Here is a 15,347-nt window from a genome sequence, read left to right on the forward strand (position 1 = left end):
CCCGGTGGTGCAACGATTGAATCGCCCCACGGCCCACCATGTACCAATACACCGACTTCGACAAGCAATTCGTCAAGCTGCGCGCCCAGCAGTTCCGCGACCAGTTAGAGCGCTGGCAAAAAGGCGAACTCAGCGACGAGCAGATGCTGCCGCTGCGCCTGCAAAACGGCTGGTACATCCAGCGCTACGCCCCCATGGCGCGCATTGCCGTGCCCTACGGCGAGATCAGCAGCCTGCAGCTGCGCACCCTGGGCCATATTGCGCGCGAGTACGACCGCCCCAGCCCTGAGCTGCTGGCCAGCGCCCAGGCCACGCAAGACGCCCTGGAGGCCAGCCAGCCCGGCGCCACCCTGGCCGCACCAGCGCTGCAATACGGCTATGGCCACTTCACCACGCGCACCAACTGCCAGTTCAACTGGATTCCCATCACCCGCGCGGCCGACGTGATGGACCTGCTGGCCAGCGTCTCCATGCACGGCATCCAGACCAGCGGCAACGACATCCGCAACATCACCTGCGACGCCTGGGAGGGCATTGCCCAGGACAGCATCGTCGATTGCCGCCCGTTTGCCGAGATCACGCGCCAGTGGAGCTCGCTGCACCCCGAGTTCAGCTACCTGCCGCGCAAGTTCAAGATCGCCTTCAACGGTGCCGAGGAAGACCGCGCCGCCATTGGCTGGTATGACATCGGCCTGCAGGCGCTCAAAAACGACGCGGGCGAGGTGGGTTTTCGCGTGCTGGTGGGCGGAGGCATGGGGCGCACGCCCATCGTCGGCTCGGTGGTGCGCGAATTCCTGCCCTGGGCCGAACTGCTCAACTACATCGAGGCCATCGTGCGCGTGTACAACGGCTACGGCCGGCGCGACAACAAGTGGAAGGCGCGCATCAAGATTCTGGTCAAGAGCGAGGGCCAGGCCTATATCGATGCGGTGGAGAAGGAATACCAGGCCATCGTCGAGCAGGACGGCGCACCGCACCGCATCACCCAGGCCGAATTTGACCGCGTGGCCAGCCACTTCGTCATCCCTGAATTGAAGCCCGCCAATCTGCCCAGCCAAGTGAACCCGCAGGGCCAGCTCTACCAGCGCTGGCTGGCGCAGAACGTGCGCGGCCACCGGCTGGCGGGCATGAAGACCGTGACGCTGTCGTTCAAGCGCAGCGGCTTTGCCCCGGGCGACGCCGACGCCGCAACCCTGGAGGCCCTGGCCGAGCTGGCCGAGCAGTTCAGCGCATCGGAAGCACGCCTGACGCACGAGCAAAACCTGCTGCTACCCTGGGTGTTCGAGTCTGACCTGCCCGCCTTGTACGAGGCGGCGCGCAAGCTCGGCCTGGCGCAGGCCAATATCGGCCTCTTGACCGACATGATCGCCTGCCCGGGCGGGGATTTTTGCTCGCTGGCCAATGCGCGCTCGCTGCACATCGCCCACGCGGTCACCGAGCGCTACCAGGACCTGGACGAGCTCTTGGACATCGGCCCCATCGACCTGCACATGAGCGGCTGCATCAACAGCTGCGGCCACCATCACAGCGGCCATATCGGCATTCTGGGCGTCGATAAGGACGGCAAGGAGTGGTACCAGGTGACGCTGGGCGGTGCCGACGGCACGCGGCTGTCCGGCCCCTCGATTGGCGGCAAGGTCGTCGGCCCTGCGTTCACCGCCGCCGAGGTACCCGACGTGATCGAGGCCGTGCTGCAAACCTACCGCAAGCTGCGCCAGCCGGGCGAATACTTCATCGACGCCCTGCGCCGCATCGGCCACGACCCGTTCAAGCAAGCGGCCAATGGCGCGCGCCACCCCAAGCTGGCCGAAGAAGCCCTGCCGGCTTGAAGCCCCGTTCCCACGAGAATTACTGCTATGAAAATAATATCTGCTAACGCAGTACCTACGGGCGAAAATGCCGAAAATGTCTTGCAAATCGCTAACGACGCCGACCTGGCCGCGCTGCACGCCAGCGGTGCGCTGCAGGGCGTAGAACGCATCGAGCTGCAGTTTCCGAAGTTCACCGACGGGCGCGCCTACAGCCAGGCCCTGCTGCTGCGCCGGCGCTACCAATTTGCGGGCGACATCCGCGCCACGGGCGATGTGCTGATAGACCAGCTGGTGCACATGCACCGCAGTGGCTTTAGCAGCGCCGTGCTGGCAGGCGGCGTGGATGCCAGCGCGGCCGAGCGCCAGTTCGCCCGTTTTGCTGCCTTCTACCAGGGCGATGTGAACGAGCCGCGCCCGCTCTTTGCCCGGGAGGCCGCATGAGTGCCGTCACCCCTGCAGAACTTGCGCGCGTCAACGCCGAACTGGGCCGCGACGCCGCCGGCCTGACGCGCTGGGCGCTGGGCCTGGGCAAAAACGCCATCGTGACGACCAATTTCCGTCCGTTTGAAGCCGTCATCCTGCACCTGGTCACCCGGGTGCAGCCCGACATGCCCGTGGTCTGGATGGACAACGGCTACAACACCGAGGCCACCTACCGCTACGCCGACGAGGTCACGCGCCGGCTGGGCTTGAACCTGAAAACCTACCTGCCGCTGCGCACGCGCGCGCACCGCGAGGCCGTCGAAGGCCCCACGCCCGCGCTGGATGACCCGCGCCACGAGTCCTTCACGCAGGAAGTAAAGCTGGAGCCCTTCGCCCGCGCCCTGCGCGAGCAGGCACCGCAGGTCTGGTTCACGGCGCTGCGCGCCAGCGACAGCGCCGTGCGTGCGCAGATGGAGCCCGTCAGCATCAACCCCGACGGTCTGATCAAGGTGGCGCCGCTCCTGCACTGGTCGTCCAAGGACCTGTACCAGTACTGCGAAATCCACGGCCTGCCGAACAACTTTGACTACGTGGACCCGACCAAGGGCGAGGAGCAGCGCGAATGCGGCCTGCACCTGGCGCACTGATAAAAATGATAGCTATCAGCGCTTTACCCATCAGTGCTACAACCGAATTTGAATGGATACTCCCATGAACGCCCGTGTTGACCCCCAAGTGCTCAGCCAGCTCAGCAACCGCCACCTCGATGCGCTCGAAGAAGAAACCATCTTCATCCTGCGCGAAGTCGCCGCCGCTTTTGAGCGCCCGGCCCTGCTGTTCTCGGGCGGCAAGGATTCGCTGGTCATGCTGCGCTGCGCCGAAAAAGCCTTTGGCGCCGGCAACATTCCCTACCCGCTCTTGATGATCGACACCGGGCACAACTTCCCCGAGGTGACCGACTTTCGCGACTTTCGCGCCAAGGAATTGGGAGCCGAACTCATCGTGCGCAGCGTCGAAGACTCCATGGCACGCGGCACGGTGCGCCTTTCGCACCCGGGCGAGAGCCGCAACGTGCACCAGTCGGTCACGCTCCTGGAGGCCATCGAAGAGTTTCGCTTCGACGCACTGATCGGCGGCGCGCGCCGCGACGAGGAAAAGGCGCGCGCCAAGGAGCGCATCTTTTCCCACCGCGACAGCTTTGGCCAATGGCAGCCCAAGGCGCAGCGACCCGAGCTGTGGACGCTGTTCAACACCCGCATCGCCCCGGGCGAGCATTTCCGCGTCTTCCCCATCAGCAACTGGACCGAGCTGGACGTGTGGCAGTACATCGCGCGCGAGCAGATTGGCCTGCCCCAGCTGTACTACGCGCACCAGCGCCAGGTGGTCGAGCGCCGAGGCCTGTTGGTACCGGTGACGCCGCTGACCCCGGCCAAGGACGGCGAGCAGGTGGAGACGCGCACCGTGCGCTTTCGCACCGTGGGCGACATCACCTGCACCTGCCCGGTGGAAAGCCCCGCCGCCAGCGCGGCCGAGATCGTGATCGAAACCCTGGCCGCCGAGGTGAGCGAACGCGGCGCCACGCGCATGGACGACAAGACCAGCGAAGCGAGCATGGAAAAGCGCAAGAAAGACGGGTACTTCTAATGACAAAAACTATCGAAACAATAGCTGCTAGCGCCGTATCTACAGGCGAAAACTCCATAAACGATCATATTTCCGCTCTGCGCTTCATCACCTGCGGCAGCGTCGATGACGGCAAGAGCACGCTGATCGGGCGCCTCTTGGTCGATAGCCGCGCCGTGCTGCAGGATCACCTGGCGGGCGTGACGCGCTCGGGCGAGGTGGATCTGGCGCAGCTCACCGACGGCCTGTCGTCCGAGCGCGAGCAGGGCATCACCATCGACGTGGCGTATCGCTACTTCGCCACCGAGGAGCGGAAATTCATCATCGGCGATGCCCCCGGCCACGAGCAGTACACGCGCAACATGGTTACGGCAGCTTCGCAGGCCGACGCGGCCGTGGTGCTGGTCGATGCCACCAAGCTCGACTGGCAGAACCCGCAGCTCGAACTGCTGGTGCAAACGCGCCGCCACAGCCTGCTGGTGCACCTGCTGCGCGTGCATTCGCTGGTGTTTGCGGTGAACAAACTCGACGCCGTGGCCGACCCGTCGCTGGCCTTCACCAACATCCGCGCGGCGCTGCTGCGCTTTGCACAGGACGCGGGCATCCAGGTCGCCGCCACCGTGCCCGTCTCGGCGCTCAAGGGCTGGAACGTGGTCAACCCCCATCCGGGCTGGTGCGGCTACCAGGGCCACAGCCTGCTGCAAGTCCTGGAACTGCTGCCACACACACCGGCGGACACGCAACTGCCGCTGGCCTTTCCGGTGCAATGGGTGGAAAAGTCCGCCTCTTCGTCGGCCGACACGCGCCAGGGCCGGCGCGTGTTCTGGGGCCGCGTGGCTGCGGGCTCGGTGGCGCCGGGGGCGCAGGTCAGCCTGTTCCCCAGCGGCCAGAAGGCGGTCGTGGCCCAGGTGCTGGACCATGCTCGCCGGCCGACTGGGGTGGACGCCGGCAGCAGCGCCGGCATCGTCCTCGATCGGGAGGTGGATGTCTCGCGTGGCGACTGGATCCTCGCTGCGCCCAGCGCGGCAGCACCGGCCGACGATGACTTTGACGCCCCCGTCGAACACAGCGCCTGGCCGGGCCGGCGTGAGATCAGCGCCACCGTCGCCTGGATGGACGACGAGCCCCTGGTGGTTGGCCGCGTCTATTGGGCACTGCATGGCCACCGCTGGGTCAAGGCCAAGGTGCGCCGGGTGGTGCACTGCCTGAACATCCACACCCTGGCCAAGGAAGGCGCGCATCAACTGGAACCCAACGCCATCGGCCATGTCGAGCTGGTGTTGCAGGAGCCCCTGCCCGTGGCGGCGTTTGAGCAGGCGCGGGTACTGGGCGCATTGATCCTGGTGGACCAGGCCAGCCACAAGACCGCAGGCGCCGTACTGGCGCATTGACCCGCATCAAGTTTTCCGCACCTGGCCCATGGTCGGCTGCCCCGGCGGCTGACCATGGGCCTAAAATCGCGGGTTATACCCAATAGCTAGAGCAACTAAACCCCCATGACCCACGTCGTTGTCGAGAACTGCATCAAGTGTAAATACACCGATTGCGTGGATGTATGCCCCGTGGACTGCTTCCGCGAAGGCCCGAACATGCTCGTGATCGACCCCGACGAGTGCATTGACTGCGCCGTCTGCGTGCCCGAATGCCCGGCCAACGCGATCTTTGCCGAGGAAGATCTGCCCAGCGACCAGTTGGCCTTCATCAAGCTCAATGCCGAGCTGACGCCCAAGTTCAAGAGCATCACCAAACGCAAGGCCGCCCTGCCCGACGCCGACGAATGGAACGGCCAGCCGGACAAGCTCAAGGATCTGGAGCGCTGAGCGCCCACCCGCCCGGGCCGTTGATGACAGCGCCCGCCACCGCCAGCGCATTGCCGGCGCAGACCGATGCCGTGGTGATCGGCGCCGGTCCGGTGGGACTGTTCCAGGTCTTTCAGCTGGGCCTGCAGGGTCTCTCGGCCCATGTCATCGACGCCCTGCCCCAGCCCGGCGGTCAATGCGCCGAGCTGTATGGCGACAAACCCATCTACGACATCCCGGCCATCGCCGCCTGCACCGGGCACGACCTGACAGAGCGCCTGTGCGCGCAGATCGCGCCCTTTGCCCCCGCCTGGCATCTGGGCCAGCAGGTCGATACCGTGGCCGCCCTGGACCAGGGCGGTTTTCTCGTGGTCACGGCGCGTGGCACGCGGCTGCATGCGCGTTGCGTCTTCATCGCCAGCGGCGTCGGCGCCTTCATGCCGCGCCAGCTCAAGCTACCCGGGCTGGAGGCCTTTGAAGGCCGCCAGCTGCACTATCACCTGGACGACAACACCAGCCTGGCCGGCCGGCATATCGTCATCTACGGCGGCGGCGAGAGCGCGGTGCGGCAGGCCATTGCCTGCGCCCTGGCCCCCGAGGCCATCCGCGCCGCGCGCATCACGCTGCTGCACCGCCGCGATGTCTTCGACGCGGCGCCAAAGCAGCTTGACGAGCTGCAGGCGCTGCGCGCCGCCGGCCGCATCCAGGTGGCCATCGGCATGCCCGGCCGCGTCGTGCAGCAGCAGGGACGCCTGACGGCCCTGGAGCTCACCAACCCCGAGGGCCAGGCCGTGGAGTTGCCGCTGGACATGCTGCTCGTGCGCCTGGGCCTGGTGCCACGCCTGGGGCCGATTGCCGACTGGGGCCTGCAGCTCGAACGCAAGCAGCTGGTGGTGGACGGCGCCACCTTTGCCACCAGCACCCCCGGCATCTACGCCGTGGGCGATGCCATCACCTACCCCGGCAAACGCAAACTCATCGTGAGCGGCTTTCACGAAGCCACCCTGGCCGCCTTTGGCGCCGCCGAGTGGCTGGCGGGCACCAGGCTGCCACTGGAATACACCACCAGCAGCGAACGGCTGCAAACCCTTCTGGGCAGGCGCGGCTGAAAGCCTGGGGCGTGCTCGGGCACGCCCTGCGGCATGGAGAAAAAGGCCGCATTGGCGGGCATGCCCCGCATGCCACGGGCAGGCACCCGCCACCGCCGCCGCCGCGTCACAGATGCGTCATCACTCTGTCACAAAGCCTTCTGATACTGCGCGGGTCGCTCACTGTCGCCGTATCCATGTTGCCCCTCTCCCCCACCAAGACGGAGCCCGCCCTTGAGGCGAGCCTGAGCGAACTCGGCCCCATCCCGCCCGAAGCCGCCCCCGCGGCATTGGCGCCAACGCCCCCGGCGGCGCCGCTGCTGGACCGCGACCACAGCATCCTGGCCTTCAACGAACGCGTGTTCGACTGGGCCCGGCGCCCCGATGTCCCCCTGCTGGAGCGCCTGCGCTACCTGTGCATCGTCTCGTCCAACCTGGACGAGTTCTTCGAGGTGCGCGCGGCCGCGCATATCACGGCAGTCACCGACGGCGACACCAAGGGCGCCTATACCCAGGCCAGCTTCGAGGCCCTGATGGCCTCGGCCCAGGGCCTGGTGGCGCGCCAGTACCAGCTCTACAACGAGGCCCTGGCCCCGGCCCTGGCGGCCGAGGGACTGCGCATCGTCTCGCACGGCCAGCGCACGGCGGAGCAGCGGCGCTGGGTGCAGGAGTACTTCCTGCGTGAGGTGCGCCCGCTGCTGGTGCCCGTGGGACTGGACCCGGCCCACCCCTTCCCCATGGTGGCCAACAAGTCGCTCAACTTCATCGTGCGCCTGAAGGGCTCGGACGCCTTTGGCCGCAGCAACGAGATTGCCATCGTGCGCGTGCCGCGCGCCCTGCCGCGCGTGATCCGCATTCCGGCGCGCGCCGCCGGCAAGGAATCGATCTTCGTACTGCTCTCCAGCGTCATCCGCGCGCACCTGGCCGATCTGTTTCCCGGGCGCGAGCTGGGCGAGTTCTCGCAGTTTCGCGTCACGCGCCATTCCGAGCTGGCGGTGGACGAGGAAGACGTGAGCAACCTGCGCACCGCCCTGCGCCAGGGCCTGACACAGCGCAACTACGGCCAGTCCGTGCGCCTGGAGGTGTCGGCGAGCTGCACACGCTTTCTGTCCGACTTTCTGCAGGCCCAGTTCAGCCTGCCGGCGCAGGCGGTGTTTCGCGTGCATGGGCCGGTGAACCTGGTGCGCCTGGGCCAGCTCGTCGATCTGGCCGAACGCCCGTCGCTGCTGTTTCCCGCCTGGCGCGCCGCCTGGCCGCAAGGGCTGGTGCAGGGCCATTCCATCCTGGCGCAATTGCGCAGCAATGATGTGCTGATGCACCACCCGTTCGAGAGCTTTGATACCGTGCTCGCCTTCCTGCGCGAGGCCGTGCACGACCCCGATGTGCTGGTCATCAAGCAGACCATCTACCGCACCGGGGCCGACTCCGAACTGATGGAACTGCTGCGCGAGGCCGTGCGCCGCGGCAAGGAAGTGATGGCCGTGGTGGAGCTGAAGGCGCGCTTTGACGAGGAGGCCAACATCAACTGGGCCGAGGCACTGGAGGCCCTGGGCGCGCAGGTGGTCTACGGCGTGGTGGGCCTCAAGACCCACGCCAAGATGCTGCTGGTGACGCGCCGCGAGGGCAAGGGCCTGCGCCGCTACGGGCACCTGTCGACCGGCAACTACAACCCGCGCACGGCACGCCTGTACACCGACCTGGGCCTGCTCACCAGCAACGAGGACATCACCGCCGACATGGACGGCGTCTTCAGCCACCTGGCGAGCCAGAACCGCCCGCCCAAACTGCGCCAGCTCATGCTCGCGCCCTTCTACCTGCAGCAGCGCATGCTGGAGAAGATTGCGCAGGTGGGCGAGGCGGCGCAGGCCGGGCAGTACGCGCGCATCGTCGTCAAGATGAATGCGCTCACCGATGAGGCGCTGATACACGCCCTGATACGCGCCGGCCAGCAGGGGGCGCAGATCGACCTCATCGTGCGCGGCGCCTGCATGCTGCCGGCGCAGCTGCCGGGGCTGACCGACAACATCCGCGTGCGCTCCATCATCGGGCGCTTTCTCGAGCACACGCGGGTCTTCTACTTCGCCGCGGGCGAGCAGGAGAACCTCTACCTCTCCAGCGCCGACTGGATGAACCGCAACATGCTGCGCCGCGTGGAGCTGGCCTGGCCGGTGCACGACAGGGCGCTGCGCCAGCGCATCATCGACGAATGCCTGGTGGCCTACCTGCACGACGAGCGCAACGCCTGGACCCAGCGGAGCGACGGCAGCTACGCCCCGCCACCGCGCCCCAGTGTCGGCAACGGCGCGCAAACCGCCCTCATGAGCCGCTACGGCGGCGGCGCGTTGGCCAAACGCAAGAAACGCAAGTGATTCCAGGATGATGGACCTGATTCTGTGGCGCCACGCCGAGGCCCATGAGGGCCAGGAGGGCGAAGACGACCTGCTGCGCCGCCTGACGCCGCGCGGCGAGAAGCAGGCCGCGCGCATGGCCGTCTGGCTCGACCGCAACCTGCCCGAGGGCCTGCGCGTGCTCGCCAGCCCGGCGCGGCGCGCCGAGCAGACCGCCCAGGCGCTGGGGCGCAAATTCAAGCTGCGCGCCGAACTGCTGCCCCAGGCCACGCCCGCGGATCTGCTGGAGCTCGCCCGCTGGCCCCAGGGGCGCGGCGCCGTACTGATGGTGGGCCACCAGCCCGTGCTGGGGCAAACGGCGGCCCAGCTGCTGGACATGCCGGGCGCGGATTGCGCGATACGCAAGGGAGCGGTGTGGTGGCTACGCCAGCGCCAGCGCCAGGGCGAAAGCCAGACCGTGTTGCTGGCGGCCATGTCGCCCGATCTTTTGTAACAGCGGGCGGGCCAGCCGCAGGGCCATTCACTATTGAATTTGTAGCTGCGGGCGTTTTATATACAAGCGATAACGGCCAAAACCCCTGACTATGCACATATCGCAGAGGCCCCTCACCCCTCCCTCTCCCCAAAGGGGCGAGGGCGACCGGTTGCGCCGGCTTTACTCCCTCTCCCTCTGGGAGAGGGTTGGGGTGAGGGCTCGCGGCACAGTCTGAGGTATATGCCTAATCAGGCCAAAATCACTCAAAAATTTCCAGCACCCAGGGCGTGCGCTGCCAGTCCAGGCCTTCCTCGCGCAGCAGGTGGGCCGACTGCGGGTAACGCTCGGCCCAGCCGGCGGGCAGCCACAGGCTCAGGCGCTGGCCCTGCTGCTGCAGGCGCAGGCCCTGCAGGTCGGGGTCGCGCCGCGCGTGGCACAGGGCCACGGCCAGGCGCAGGCAGGCCAGTTGCAGCGCCAGCCCGGGGCGATCCCAGTCGAGGTCGAGCTTGCGCAGCTTGCCCCGGTGGGCGCGCAGCAGCTGGCCCAGGCGCTGCAGCTCGGGCTGGGCAAAGCCGGCGGCGTCGGTGTGCTCCAGGATGTAGGCGCCGTGGCGGTGGTAGCCGCTGTGGGCGATGCGCTGGCCGATCTCATGCAGCTGCGCGGCCCAGCCCAGCTCGCGCGCGGCGTCGTCGCCGGCCTGGGGCGTGGCCTGGGCAAACAGGGTGCCGGCCGCCCGCGCCACGCGCTCGGCCTGGGCGCCATCGACAGCAAAGCGCTGTGCCAGGCCGGCCACGGTGGCGCTGCGCTTATCAGTGCCGGGTGAAGATCTGTCGATCAGGTCGTACAGCGCACCCTGGCGCAGGGCCCCCTGGGCGACATGCAGGCGGTCGATCTGCAGCAGGTCGAACAGCGCGCGCAACACGCTCAGGCCGCCGCCGATGACGGGGCGGCGGTCGTCCTTGAGGCCGGACAGCTCCACGCGGCTGGTGTGGCCCGCGCGCAGCAGCTGCTGCAGCAGCCAGTCCAGGCCCTGGCGGTAGATCACGCCGCTCTCATGCCCGCAGGCGGCCAGGATCTCGGCCACCGCGCCCACCGTGCCCGACGATCCGTAGGCCCGCTCCCAGCGCTCGGGCCGGTACACGGCCAGGGCCTCGTCGAGCATGGCCTGGGCGGCGGTCTCCGCCTGGCGGAAGGCAGCGGCCGTCAGCTGGCCATCGGCAAAGAACTGTTTGGACCAGGACACGCTGCCGACGCGAAACGAGGCCACCTCGTGCGCCTGGTACTGCCGGCCCAGGATGAGCTCGGTGGAGCGCCCGCCAATGTCCACCACCAGGCGGCGCTCGTCGGACTGGGGCAGCAGGTGCGACACACCCTGGTAGATCAGGCGCGCCTCTTCGGGGCCCGAGACGACCTCGATGGCATGGCCCAGGATGGCGTTGCCGCGCTCCAAAAAAACGTCCCGGTTCTTCGCCTCGCGCAGGGTTTGCGTGGCCACGGCGCGCACCTGCCGGGGGGCAAAGTCGGCCAGGCGCTCGGCAAAGCGTGCCAGGCAGTCCCAGCCGCGCTGCATGGCGGCCTGGCTCAGATTGCGTTCCTCGTCCAGGCCGCCGCCCTGGCGCACGGTTTCCTTGAGGTATTCGACGCGCTGGATATGGCCATGCTCGTAGCGGCCAATTTCCAGGCGAAAGCTGTTGGACCCCAGGTCCACGGCGGCGAGCAATGTTCCGTCTTGCATACGAGGGGGGGAGGCAAACAAAGCGGCGCAGCATAGCACCGGGGTCAATGGTCAACCGCGCAGCCTACGAAGCCTGCATGACAGTGCCGTGACAGCGCGCAGTCGGCGGCTTGCCACCAGCTTCCGGGCCGCCCATATGTCACAGCGCTGTCACAAAGCATGCCTACATTGCGCTGCATCCCTTTCAACAACCTTCAAAGGTTTTTCATGAAGCTGTGTGTGTTACGTGTTCTGGTGGCGGGCCTGGTGTCTGCCGCCGCCCTGCCCCAAGCCCTGGCCCAGAGCGAGGCCACCGGCGCGGGCGCGAGCTTTCCGGCGCCGCTGTACGCCAAATGGGCCGCCGACTACCACAAGGCCACGGGCGTGAAGATCAACTACCAGTCCGTCGGCTCGGGCGCGGGCCTGCGCCAGATCGAGGCCAAGACGGTGGACTTTGGCGCCTCGGACGCGCCGCTCAAGGACGAAGACCTGGCCAAAAAGGGCCTGGTGCAGTTCCCCACCGTGATCGGTGGCGTGGTGCCGGTGGTCAACATCAAGGGCATTGCCCCGGGCCAGCTGAAATTGAGCGGCGCCGTGCTGGGCGACATCTACCTGGGCAAGGTCACCCAGTGGAACGACGCCGCCATCGCCGCGCTGAACCCCGGCGTGGCGCTGCCGGATGCAGCCATCGCCCCGGTGCGCCGCGCCGACGGCTCGGGCACCAGCTTCATCTTCACCAACTACCTCTCCAAGGTGAACGCCGAGTGGAAGGCCAAGGTGGGCGAAGGCACGGCGGTGAACTGGCCCATCGGCGCCGGCGGCAAGGGCAACGAGGGCGTGGCCGCCTTCGTCGGCCGCCTGCCCAACTCCATCGGCTACGTGGAGTACGCCTATGTGAAGCAAAACAAAATGAACTACGTGCAGCTGCAAAACGCCGATGGCGCCTTTGTGACGCCTGACGACGACAGCTTCAAGGCCGCGGCCGCCGGTGCCGACTGGAGCAAGAGCTTCTACCAGATCCTGACCAACCAACCCGGCAAGGCCGCCTGGCCGCTGACCGGCGCCACCTTCATCCTGATGCACAAGGCGCAGGACAAGCCGCAGCAGGCCGCAGCCACACTCAAGTTCTTTGAATGGGCCTACAAGAGCGGCGACAAGCAGGCCGGCGAACTGGACTACGTGCCCATGCCCGAGGCCGTCAAAGGCCAGATCGCCAAATCCTGGGGCCAGATCGTGGACGGCGCGGGCAAGGCGGTGGCACTGAAATAATCTGCGGCTTTTCACTCCTTCCCCCTCTGGGGGTGGGAGAAAAAACGCCGCACCATGCAACACAAAGGCCACCCCGTGTCCACCTCCTTGACTTCTCCCGCCGCGCCGCTGGCGCAGCCGGGCAGCGGCCAGTCGCGCCCGCCGGCGCGCCGCCCCTGGTTTTCCGCCAGTTGGGCCGACCGGCTGTTCGCCGCGCTCGCGCGCGGCGCCGCCCTTCTGACCCTGGCGCTGCTGCTGGGCGTGCTGGTGTCGCTGGTCATTGGTGCCTGGCCCGCCATCGCGCAGTACGGCCTGGGTTTCCTGACCAGCACGGCCTGGGACCCGGTACAGAACGAGTACGGCGGCCTGGTCATGGTCTACGGCACGCTGGCCACCTCGCTCATCGCCCTGCTCATCGCGGTGCCGGTGAGCTTTGGCATTGCGCTGTTCCTCACCGAACTCTCGCCCACCTGGCTCAAGCGCCCGCTGGGCACGGCCATCGAGCTACTGGCCGCCGTGCCCTCCATCGTCTACGGCATGTGGGGGCTGATGGTGTTCGGCCCCATCCTCGCCACCTGGGTGCAGCAGCCGCTGCAGGCTCTCTTCAAGGGCGTGCCGGTGCTGGGCGCGCTGGTGGCTGGCCCGCCGGTGGGCATTGGCATTCTGGCGGCCGGCATCATCCTGGCCATCATGATCATTCCCTTCATCGCCTCGGTGATGCGCGATGTGTTTGAAGTGACTCCGCCACTGCTCAAGGAGTCGGCCTACGGCCTGGGCGCCACCACCTGGGAGGTGATGTGGAAGGTGGTTCTGCCCTACACCAAGTCCGGCGTGCTCGGCGGCGTGATGCTGGGCCTGGGCCGCGCTTTAGGCGAAACCATGGCGGTGACCTTTGTCATCGGCAACATGAACCAGCTCAACTCCCTCTCGGTGTTCGAGGCCGCCAACAGCATCACCTCGGCCCTGGCCAACGAATTCGCCGAGGCCGGCGAGGGCCTGCACCAGGCGTCGCTCATCTACCTGGGGCTGGTGCTGTTCTTCATCACCTTTGTGGTGCTATCGCTGTCCAAACTGCTGCTATCGCGCCTGCAAAAAGGCGAAGGGGCACGCGCATGAGCACGTCACAAAAGCTCCTTTCTGCCGCCACCCTGGCGCAGACCCGCCAGGCCCGCTTTGCCGCACGCAAGCGCCTGAACCAGGTGGCACTGGCGCTCTCGCTCGCCGCCATGGCCTTTGGCGTGTTCTGGCTGGTGTGGATTTTGTGGGAGACGCTGCGCCTGGGCCTGTCGGGCCTGTCGCTCTCGCTCTTCACCGAGATGACGCCGCCGCCCAACGAAGCCGGCGGCCTGGCCAACGCGCTGTTCGGCTCGGGCGTGATGGTGCTGCTGGCCACCTTTGTCGGCACGCCCATAGGCATTCTGGCGGGGGTCTACCTGGCCGAATACGGGCGCCAGGGTGCGCTTGCGGGCTGCACCCGTTTCGTCAACGACATCCTGCTGTCGGCGCCCTCCATCGTCATCGGCCTGTTCGTCTACACCGTGGTGGTGGCGCGTTTCAAGAGCTTTTCGGGCTGGGCCGGGATGCTGGCGCTGGCGCTGATCGTCATCCCCGTGGTCATCCGCACGACCGAGAACATGCTGCTGCTGGTGCCTGCCAGCCTGCGCGAAGCGGCCTACGCCCTGGGCACGCCGAAGTGGAAGGTGATTACGCTGGTCACGCTGCGCGCCGCGCGCGCGGGTGTGATTACCGGCGTGCTGCTGGCCGTGGCGCGCATTGCGGGCGAGACGGCGCCGCTTTTGTTCACGGCGCTCAACAACCAGTTCTGGAACGCTGACCTGAGTAAGCCCATGGCCAGCCTGCCGGTCACCATTTTCAAATTTGCCATGAGCCCGTACGAGAACTGGCAGCAGCTCGCCTGGGCGGCCGTCTTCCTCATCACCGTGGCGGTGCTGGGCCTGAACATCCTGGCGCGCGTGCTGACGCGCCAAAAATAAGGAACAACCAACATGTCCACCGCTCCCCGCCCCTCCCAGCCGCCGCGTGCCAAGCTCGCCGTGCGCGACCTGAACTTCTACTACGGCAAGTTCCACGCGCTCAAGGGCATCAACCTCGACATTCCCGAGAACAAGGTCACGGCCTTCATCGGCCCCTCGGGCTGCGGCAAATCGACGCTCTTGCGCACCTTCAACCGCATGTTCGAGCTCTACCCCGAGCAGCGCGCCCAGGGGCAGATCCTGCTGGACGGCGAAGACCTGCTGACCAGTCGCCAGGACGTGGCGCTGATCCGTGCCAAGGTCGGCATGGTGTTCCAGAAGCCCACGCCGTTTCCGATGTCGATCTACGACAACATCGCCTTTGGCGTGAAGCTGTTCGAGAGCCTGAACGCCACCGACATGGACGAGCGCGTGGAATGGGCGCTGCGCAAGGCCGCGCTGTGGACCGAGGTCAAGGACAAGCTGCACCAGAGCGGCGCGGGCCTCTCGGGCGGTCAGCAGCAGCGCCTGTGCATTGCGCGCGGCATCGCGGTGCTGCCCGAGGTGCTGCTCTTGGATGAACCCTGCTCGGCGCTGGACCCCATCTCCACCGCAAAAATCGAGGAACTGATTGCCGAGCTGAAGAACGACTACACCGTCGTCATCGTCACGCACAACATGCAGCAGGCGGCGCGCTGCAGCGACTACACGGCCTATATGTACCTGGGCGACCTGATGGAGTTCGGCGCCACCGAGCAGATGTTCTTCAAACCCCAGCGCAAGGAGACCGAGGATTACATCACTGGGAGGTTCGGATGAACCGAGCAGTGATGCAACGGCGGAGG

General features: G+C 67.0%; 14 protein-coding genes. 13 read left to right on the top strand and 1 reads right to left on the bottom strand.

The features are described from left to right. Positions 1-38 precede the first annotated feature (38 nt). The 9 genes from P4826_RS04990 (at position 39) to P4826_RS05030 (ending at position 9,585) form a co-directional block, all read left to right on the top strand. Positions 39-1,829 carry a nitrite/sulfite reductase gene (locus P4826_RS04990; protein ID WP_317702804.1) on the top strand — a complete coding sequence of 597 codons (1,791 nt, stop codon included), beginning with the start codon at positions 39-41 and terminating at the stop codon, positions 1,827-1,829. A 27-nt stretch (positions 1,830-1,856) separates the two neighbouring features. Then, positions 1,857-2,252 carry a DUF934 domain-containing protein gene (locus P4826_RS04995; RefSeq protein WP_317702805.1) on the top strand — a complete coding sequence of 132 codons (396 nt, stop codon included), beginning with the start codon at positions 1,857-1,859 and terminating at the stop codon, positions 2,250-2,252. Beyond that, positions 2,249-2,881, top strand: coding sequence for a phosphoadenosine phosphosulfate reductase domain-containing protein (locus P4826_RS05000; RefSeq protein WP_317702806.1), 633 nt, complete (start codon positions 2,249-2,251; stop codon positions 2,879-2,881). Before P4826_RS04995 ends, P4826_RS05000 begins: the two co-directional genes overlap by 4 nt. Positions 2,882-2,945: 64 nt before the next feature. Beyond that, positions 2,946-3,878 (top strand): sulfate adenylyltransferase subunit CysD, encoded by a 933-nt coding sequence (gene cysD, locus P4826_RS05005; protein WP_317702807.1) that lies wholly within the window; start codon positions 2,946-2,948, stop codon positions 3,876-3,878. Continuing rightward, on the top strand, positions 3,878-5,248 hold the full coding sequence (locus P4826_RS05010; protein ID WP_317702808.1) for a sulfate adenylyltransferase subunit 1: 1,371 nt from the start codon (positions 3,878-3,880) through the stop codon (positions 5,246-5,248). The genes cysD and P4826_RS05010 overlap by 1 nt, the downstream gene beginning before the upstream one ends. Before the next feature lie 105 nt (positions 5,249-5,353). Beyond that, positions 5,354-5,677 carry a ferredoxin FdxA gene (fdxA, locus tag P4826_RS05015; RefSeq protein ID WP_317702809.1) on the top strand — a complete coding sequence of 108 codons (324 nt, stop codon included), beginning with the start codon at positions 5,354-5,356 and terminating at the stop codon, positions 5,675-5,677. Between the two features lie 23 nt (positions 5,678-5,700). Further along, on the top strand, positions 5,701-6,765 hold the full coding sequence (locus P4826_RS05020; RefSeq protein WP_317702810.1) for an NAD(P)/FAD-dependent oxidoreductase: 1,065 nt from the start codon (positions 5,701-5,703) through the stop codon (positions 6,763-6,765). Positions 6,766-6,941: 176 nt separating this feature from the next. Then, on the top strand, positions 6,942-9,113 hold the full coding sequence (ppk1, locus tag P4826_RS05025; protein WP_317702811.1) for a polyphosphate kinase 1: 2,172 nt from the start codon (positions 6,942-6,944) through the stop codon (positions 9,111-9,113). Positions 9,114-9,120: 7 nt separating this feature from the next. Then, positions 9,121-9,585: a SixA phosphatase family protein gene (locus P4826_RS05030; RefSeq protein WP_317702812.1), complete on the top strand. Its 465-nt coding sequence runs from the start codon at positions 9,121-9,123 to the stop codon at positions 9,583-9,585. Between the two features lie 241 nt (positions 9,586-9,826). Here P4826_RS05030 and ppx read toward each other — a convergent pair whose 3' ends face one another. After that, a complete protein-coding gene (gene ppx / locus P4826_RS05035) occupies positions 9,827-11,302 on the bottom strand; it encodes an exopolyphosphatase (protein ID WP_317702813.1) in 1,476 nt (491 codons plus the stop codon). A 207-nt stretch (positions 11,303-11,509) separates the two neighbouring features. Between ppx and pstS the strand changes: the two genes are divergently transcribed. The 4 genes from pstS to pstB are packed head-to-tail and all read left to right on the top strand — an operon-like array spanning position 11,510 to position 15,321. Beyond that, complete coding sequence (gene pstS / locus P4826_RS05040; protein ID WP_317702814.1) at positions 11,510-12,550, top strand: phosphate ABC transporter substrate-binding protein PstS; 1,041 nt, start codon at positions 11,510-11,512, stop codon at positions 12,548-12,550. A gap of 54 nt (positions 12,551-12,604) precedes the next feature. After that, positions 12,605-13,645 (top strand): phosphate ABC transporter permease subunit PstC, encoded by a 1,041-nt coding sequence (pstC, locus tag P4826_RS05045; protein WP_317702815.1) that lies wholly within the window; start codon positions 12,605-12,607, stop codon positions 13,643-13,645. Next, positions 13,642-14,523 (top strand): phosphate ABC transporter permease PstA, encoded by an 882-nt coding sequence (pstA, locus tag P4826_RS05050; RefSeq protein WP_317702816.1) that lies wholly within the window; start codon positions 13,642-13,644, stop codon positions 14,521-14,523. The genes pstC and pstA overlap by 4 nt, the downstream gene beginning before the upstream one ends. 12 nt (positions 14,524-14,535) lie before the next feature. Further along, positions 14,536-15,321: a phosphate ABC transporter ATP-binding protein PstB gene (gene pstB, locus P4826_RS05055; RefSeq protein ID WP_317702817.1), complete on the top strand. Its 786-nt coding sequence runs from the start codon at positions 14,536-14,538 to the stop codon at positions 15,319-15,321. Positions 15,322-15,347 lie beyond the last annotated feature (26 nt).

It is taken from the genome of Diaphorobacter limosus, from assembly GCF_033100095.1.
GTDB lineage: Bacteria > Pseudomonadota > Gammaproteobacteria > Burkholderiales > Burkholderiaceae_C > Alicycliphilus > Alicycliphilus limosus.

Coding starts and splice junctions, on each gene's coding strand:
- P4826_RS04990 (WP_317702804.1), top strand. CDS start 39: ATGTACCAATACACCGACTTCGACAAGCAATTCGTCAAGCTGCGCGCC.
- P4826_RS04995 (WP_317702805.1), top strand. CDS start 1,857: ATGAAAATAATATCTGCTAACGCAGTACCTACGGGCGAAAATGCCGAA.
- P4826_RS05000 (WP_317702806.1), top strand. CDS start 2,249: ATGAGTGCCGTCACCCCTGCAGAACTTGCGCGCGTCAACGCCGAACTG.
- cysD (WP_317702807.1), top strand. CDS start 2,946: ATGAACGCCCGTGTTGACCCCCAAGTGCTCAGCCAGCTCAGCAACCGC.
- P4826_RS05010 (WP_317702808.1), top strand. CDS start 3,878: ATGACAAAAACTATCGAAACAATAGCTGCTAGCGCCGTATCTACAGGC.
- fdxA (WP_317702809.1), top strand. CDS start 5,354: ATGACCCACGTCGTTGTCGAGAACTGCATCAAGTGTAAATACACCGAT.
- P4826_RS05020 (WP_317702810.1), top strand. CDS start 5,701: ATGACAGCGCCCGCCACCGCCAGCGCATTGCCGGCGCAGACCGATGCC.
- ppk1 (WP_317702811.1), top strand. CDS start 6,942: ATGTTGCCCCTCTCCCCCACCAAGACGGAGCCCGCCCTTGAGGCGAGC.
- P4826_RS05030 (WP_317702812.1), top strand. CDS start 9,121: ATGATGGACCTGATTCTGTGGCGCCACGCCGAGGCCCATGAGGGCCAG.
- ppx (WP_317702813.1), bottom strand. CDS start 11,302: ATGCAAGACGGAACATTGCTCGCCGCCGTGGACCTGGGGTCCAACAGC.
- pstS (WP_317702814.1), top strand. CDS start 11,510: ATGAAGCTGTGTGTGTTACGTGTTCTGGTGGCGGGCCTGGTGTCTGCC.
- pstC (WP_317702815.1), top strand. CDS start 12,605: ATGCAACACAAAGGCCACCCCGTGTCCACCTCCTTGACTTCTCCCGCC.
- pstA (WP_317702816.1), top strand. CDS start 13,642: ATGAGCACGTCACAAAAGCTCCTTTCTGCCGCCACCCTGGCGCAGACC.
- pstB (WP_317702817.1), top strand. CDS start 14,536: ATGTCCACCGCTCCCCGCCCCTCCCAGCCGCCGCGTGCCAAGCTCGCC.